Below are 4,379 nucleotides of genomic sequence, written 5' to 3'. Positions count from 1 at the left end.
CCGGCGCGCCGGTCTCGCGCCCGTACGGCCGGACGAGGTGGCGGAGGCGGCGGAGAAGCTGGCCGCCGAGCACGACCTGGTGCTGGTCGAGGGCGCGGGCGGGCTGCTCGTACGGTTCGACGGCGAGGGCGGCACGCTGGCGGACGCCGCCCGGCTGCTGGGCGCCCCGGTCCTGGTGGTCGCGCCCGCCGGTCTCGGCACGCTCAACGCGACGGCGCTGACGGCGGAGGCGCTGCGCGCCCGGGGGTTGGCCTGCGCGGGCGTGCTGGTCGGCAGCTGGCCGGACCGCCCGGACCTGGCGGCCCGCTGCAACCTCGCCGACCTCCCGGAGGCCGCCGGGGCGCCCCTGCTGGGCGCGCTCCCCGAGGGCGCGGGCGCCCTGCCGCCCGCGGACTTCCGCGCGGCGGCGGCCGGTTGGCTCGCCCCGGACCTGGGCGGCAGGTGGGACGCGGCGGAGTTCACGGCCCGGATGGGGTCACCGATGCCCCCGGAAGGCCGGTGAACGAGGTCTGGTCGACCGGGGGTTGGGAGAGGCGGACCATGTTGCCCGAGGGGTCTCGGAAGGCGCACTCGCGTACGCCCCAGTGCTGGTCGGCCGGCTCCTGGAGGACCTCGGCGCCGGTGGCCCGGATCTTCTCGAAGGCGGTGTCGAGGTCGTCGGTGCGGAAGACCACCCCGTTGAGCGAGCCCTTGGTGAGCAGGACGAGGAGGGCGTCGCCGTCCTCCTCGGGGCGGCCGGCGTGCGTCTCGGTGAGCACGATCTCGATCTCGGGCTGGGACGGGGGCGAGAGGGTCACCCAGCGGAGTCCGCCGACCTCGCGGTCGTTGCGCACCTTCAGGCCGAGGGCGTCCCGGTAGAAGGCCAGGGCGTCGTCCGGGTCGTGGACGGCGATGAAGAAGTGGCAGAGCGAGAGGTTCATACCGGCCACGCTAAGTGAGGGATACGCACTCGGCTTCTCCGCTCGTCCGCCGCCTGGCCGACACCGCACGGCGGCCGACACCGTACGGCGGCCGGCCCCGTGCGCGACGGCCGGCCCCGTACGGCAGCCGGACCGGTACGGCGACCGGATCCGTACGGCGGGTCGGGCGCGACCGGCCGATCCGGTGTCCGGCGTACCGGTGTCCGGCTCACAGGCTCCAGGTGCGCAGCTCGTCGGCGATGGCGTGGACGTCGGCCTGGCCGCCCTTGACGAGGCGGGCGAGGTCGCGGACCTGCTCGGGGGAGGTCGCGATCTTCAGGCCGCTGGCGACGAGGTAGGCGTAGGCGACGGCGGAGGCGAACATCGCGTTGGAGCGCTCCAACGCCGGGATGTGCAGCAGCAGTTGGAGCATGGCCGCGGCGCGGTCCTGCGGGTCGGTGTAGACGGGCACGCCGAATATCTCGGCCTCGTGCCGGGTCACGGCGGCCACGAGGGCGCCCCAGTCGGTGACCTGAGGGTCCCCCGGGGTGTTGTGTTCGGCGATCATCAGGAGCCAGGCGAGGTCGATGCGCAGGTTCAACGGGCCGTGCGCTCCTCGCCGAACTCCTCGGTGAACACGTGCTCGTACTGCTTCATGAAGTCGGCCGCGGCCTCGACGAAGGTCTGGCCGACCTCTCCGGCGTCCTTGCGGACGAGCTCCTCGATATAGCGGTTCATGCTCAGGCCGCGCTGGACGGCGCGCTGGCGCGCGGTCTCGGCGGTCGTCTCGTCCACGCGGACGTTCAGCTGTGTTTTGGCCACCCCACCAAGCTAGCGCCATCCCGCTAGCTCCGGCAAGGGCGAATCGCTCCCCGGGGGCGCAGGGACCGGCGTACGGGGATGGGCCAGGCCGCTGGGGCGTGCGGCTGCCGGCGGGCGATCACCGGGCTTTGCCGGTCCTTTACTATGGGTTGCTCGTAGTTCTCGAACCCACGTGAAAGGTGTGAGCGTCCGCCCATGGGCGAGCCTCCCAGTAGCAGTGGCCGCGACCGGTACCGGCGCGGCAGCGCACTCCTCCCGACCCTGCCGGATCATGGGTGGGAGGTGACCCGATGACCGAAGTGCTGCTCCTGCTGCTCGCCGTCCTGCTGACGCTGGCCTGCGGTGTGTTCGTCGCGGCCGAGTTCTCGCTGACGACGGTCGAGCGCAGCGTGCTGGAGCGGGCGGTCGACGAGCGCCAGCGCGGGGCGGACAGCGCCCTGAAGGCCGTGCGGACCCTCACCTTCCAGCTCTCCGGCGCCCAGTTGGGCATCACCGTCACCGGCCTGGTCATCGGCATGCTCGCCGAGCCCTCGCTCGGCAAGATGCTGACCGGGCCGCTGAAGGCGGTCGGGGTGCCCGCGTCGGCGGCCTCCTCGGCCGGGCTCGTGCTGGGTACGGCGATCTCCACCGTCGTGCTGATGGTCGTCGGCGAGCTGGTCCCCAAGAACTGGGCGATCTCCCGGCCGCTGCCGGTCGCCCGGCGGGTGGCCGGCCCGCAGCGCGCCTTCAGCGCCGCCTTCGGCCCGCTGATCGGCCATCTCAACAACACCGCCAACCGCCTCGTACGCCGGATGGGCCTGGAGCCCGCCGAGGAGCTGGCCTCCGCGCGCGGCCCGCAGGAGCTGATGGCGCTCGCGCGCCACTCCGCGAAGGAGGGCGCGCTGGAGGAGGACACGGCCGACCTGTTCGTCCGCACCCTGGGCCTGGCCGAGCTGACGGCCGAGAACGTGATGACCCCGCGTGTGCAGGTCATCGCCCTGGACGTGCAGACCACCGCCGAGGACGTGGCCAACGCGACCCGCGCGACCGGCCTGTCCCGCTTCCCGGTCTACCGCAGCAGCCTCGACTCGGTGATCGGCACCGTGCACATCAAGGACGTGCTGGCCATACCGGCCGACCAGCGGGCCTGGCGGCCGGTCTCCGAGCTGCTGCGCGAGCCCGTACTCGTACCCGAGTCGCTCACCGTGGACCGGCTGCTGGACCGGCTGTCGGCCAAGCGCAACATGGCCGTGGTCATCGACGAGTACGGCGGCACGGCCGGTGTCGTGACACTGGAGGACATCGTCGAGGAGGTCGTCGGCGAGGTCCGCGACGAGCACGACCCGCTGGAGGTCCCCGACCTCGTACAGGCCGGCCCCGACGCGGAGGGCCGAGCGGTGTACCACGCGGACGGCGCGGCCCGCACCGACCAGCTGGAGCACATCGGACTGCGGCTGCCGGACGGCCCGTACGAGACGCTGGCGGGCCTGATCGCCACCGAGCTGGGCCGCATCCCGGTCGAGGGCGACCGCCTGGAGGCAGCCGGCTGGGGCCTGGAGGTCATGGACGCCACCGGCCACCGGGCGGCGCGCGTCCGGCTGCGCGCACCGCTGCCGGGCTCGGTGGACCACCACGGCGAGGAGGCCGGGCGATGACCGCGCTGCAACTGTTCATCGGCCTGCTGACGCTGGTCGTCAACGCCTTCTTCGTGGGCGCCGAGTTCTCGCTGATCTCGGTGCGCCGCAGCCAGGTCGAGCCGCTGGCGCAGGCGGGCGACCGGCGGGCGCGCAGCGTGCTGTGGGCCCTGGAGCACGTCTCGGCGCTGATGGCCGCGGCCCAGCTGGGCATCACGCTCTGCACGCTGGTGCTGGGTGTGGTGGCCGAACCGGCGATCGCACACCTGCTGGAGCCGCTGTTCCACGCGGTGAGCCTGCCGGCGGGGCTGATCCACCCGGTCGCGTTCGTCATCGCGCTGGCCGTGGCGACGTATCTGCACATGCTGCTCGGCGAGATGGTGCCGAAGAACGTGGCACTGGCCGAGCCGGTGCGCTCGGCGCTGGCGCTGGGGCCGCCGATGGTGGCGCTGACCCGGGCGCTGCGCCCGGTGATCTTCTCGATCAACGCCTTCGCCAACGTGCTGCTGAAGCTGATGCGGGTGGAGCCCAAGAGCGAGGTGCCGGCGACGTTCTCGGACGACGAATTGGCCCAGATGGTCTTCGACTCCAGCAAGGCGGGGCTGCTCGACAAACGCGCCACCGAGCGGCTGCGGGACGCCCTGGAGCTGGGCCGCCGCCCGGTGGCCGAGGTCGTGCTGCCGGTCGAGCGGGTGGTGTCGGCGCCGTCGGACGTGACGCCGGAGGGCCTGGAGCGGCTGTCCGCCGAGTCCGGGTTCTCCCGCTTCCCGGTGCTGGACGAGAGCGACCGGATTCTCGGCTACCTGCACGTGAAGGACGCGCTGGACGCCCGGCCCCGGAACGTGCCCTTCGCGGTCTCGGTCATGCGCCCCATCGCCCGCGTACGGGCCTCGACGCCGCTGGACGACGTGCTGGGCGCGATGCGCAGCACGGGTACGCACCTGGCGGCGGCGGTCGGCGAGGACGGGCGGCTGGCCGGTCTGGTCACCCTGGAGGACGTGCTGCGGGAGCTGGTCGGCCGGGCCGCGGCGGGCTGAGCCGGATC

Annotated in this window: 6 protein-coding genes; 3 read left to right on the top strand and 3 right to left on the bottom strand. The window is 73.2% G+C overall.

All coding sequences use genetic code 11. The features are described from left to right. Window positions 1–502, top strand: a 502-nt coding sequence (gene bioD, locus AOK16_RS10285) for an ATP-dependent dethiobiotin synthetase BioD (protein ID WP_055471944.1), incomplete at its 5' end; no start/stop codon positions are given. Here the strand turns inward: bioD and AOK16_RS10280 are convergent. From AOK16_RS10280 to AOK16_RS10270, 3 genes are all read right to left on the bottom strand, one after another. Then, a complete protein-coding gene (locus AOK16_RS10280; protein WP_055471943.1) occupies window positions 459–920 on the bottom strand; it encodes a VOC family protein in 462 nt (153 codons plus the stop codon). The two genes, bioD and AOK16_RS10280, sit on opposite strands and share 44 nt — an antisense overlap. Window positions 921–1,128: 208 nt before the next feature. Then, window positions 1,129–1,500: a hypothetical protein gene (locus AOK16_RS10275; RefSeq protein WP_055471942.1), complete on the bottom strand. Its 372-nt coding sequence runs from the start codon at window positions 1,498–1,500 to the stop codon at window positions 1,129–1,131. Then, window positions 1,497–1,721 (bottom strand): hypothetical protein, encoded by a 225-nt coding sequence (locus AOK16_RS10270; protein WP_055471941.1) that lies wholly within the window; start codon window positions 1,719–1,721, stop codon window positions 1,497–1,499. Before AOK16_RS10270 ends, AOK16_RS10275 begins: the two co-directional genes overlap by 4 nt. A 290-nt stretch (window positions 1,722–2,011) precedes the next feature. Here AOK16_RS10270 and AOK16_RS10265 point away from each other — a divergent pair, with 290 nt between their 5' ends. Together AOK16_RS10265 and AOK16_RS10260 are read left to right on the top strand one after the other, a co-directional pair. Continuing rightward, complete coding sequence (locus AOK16_RS10265) at window positions 2,012–3,355, top strand: hemolysin family protein (protein WP_055471940.1); 1,344 nt, start codon at window positions 2,012–2,014, stop codon at window positions 3,353–3,355. Beyond that, window positions 3,352–4,371: a hemolysin family protein gene (locus AOK16_RS10260; RefSeq protein ID WP_055471939.1), complete on the top strand. Its 1,020-nt coding sequence runs from the start codon at window positions 3,352–3,354 to the stop codon at window positions 4,369–4,371. Before AOK16_RS10265 ends, AOK16_RS10260 begins: the two co-directional genes overlap by 4 nt. Window positions 4,372–4,379 lie beyond the last annotated feature (8 nt).

The organism is Streptomyces pathocidini (genome assembly GCF_001418495.1).
GTDB lineage: Bacteria > Actinomycetota > Actinomycetes > Streptomycetales > Streptomycetaceae > Streptomyces > Streptomyces pathocidini.
This window is presented reverse-complemented; position numbering and strand designations above follow the sequence as displayed.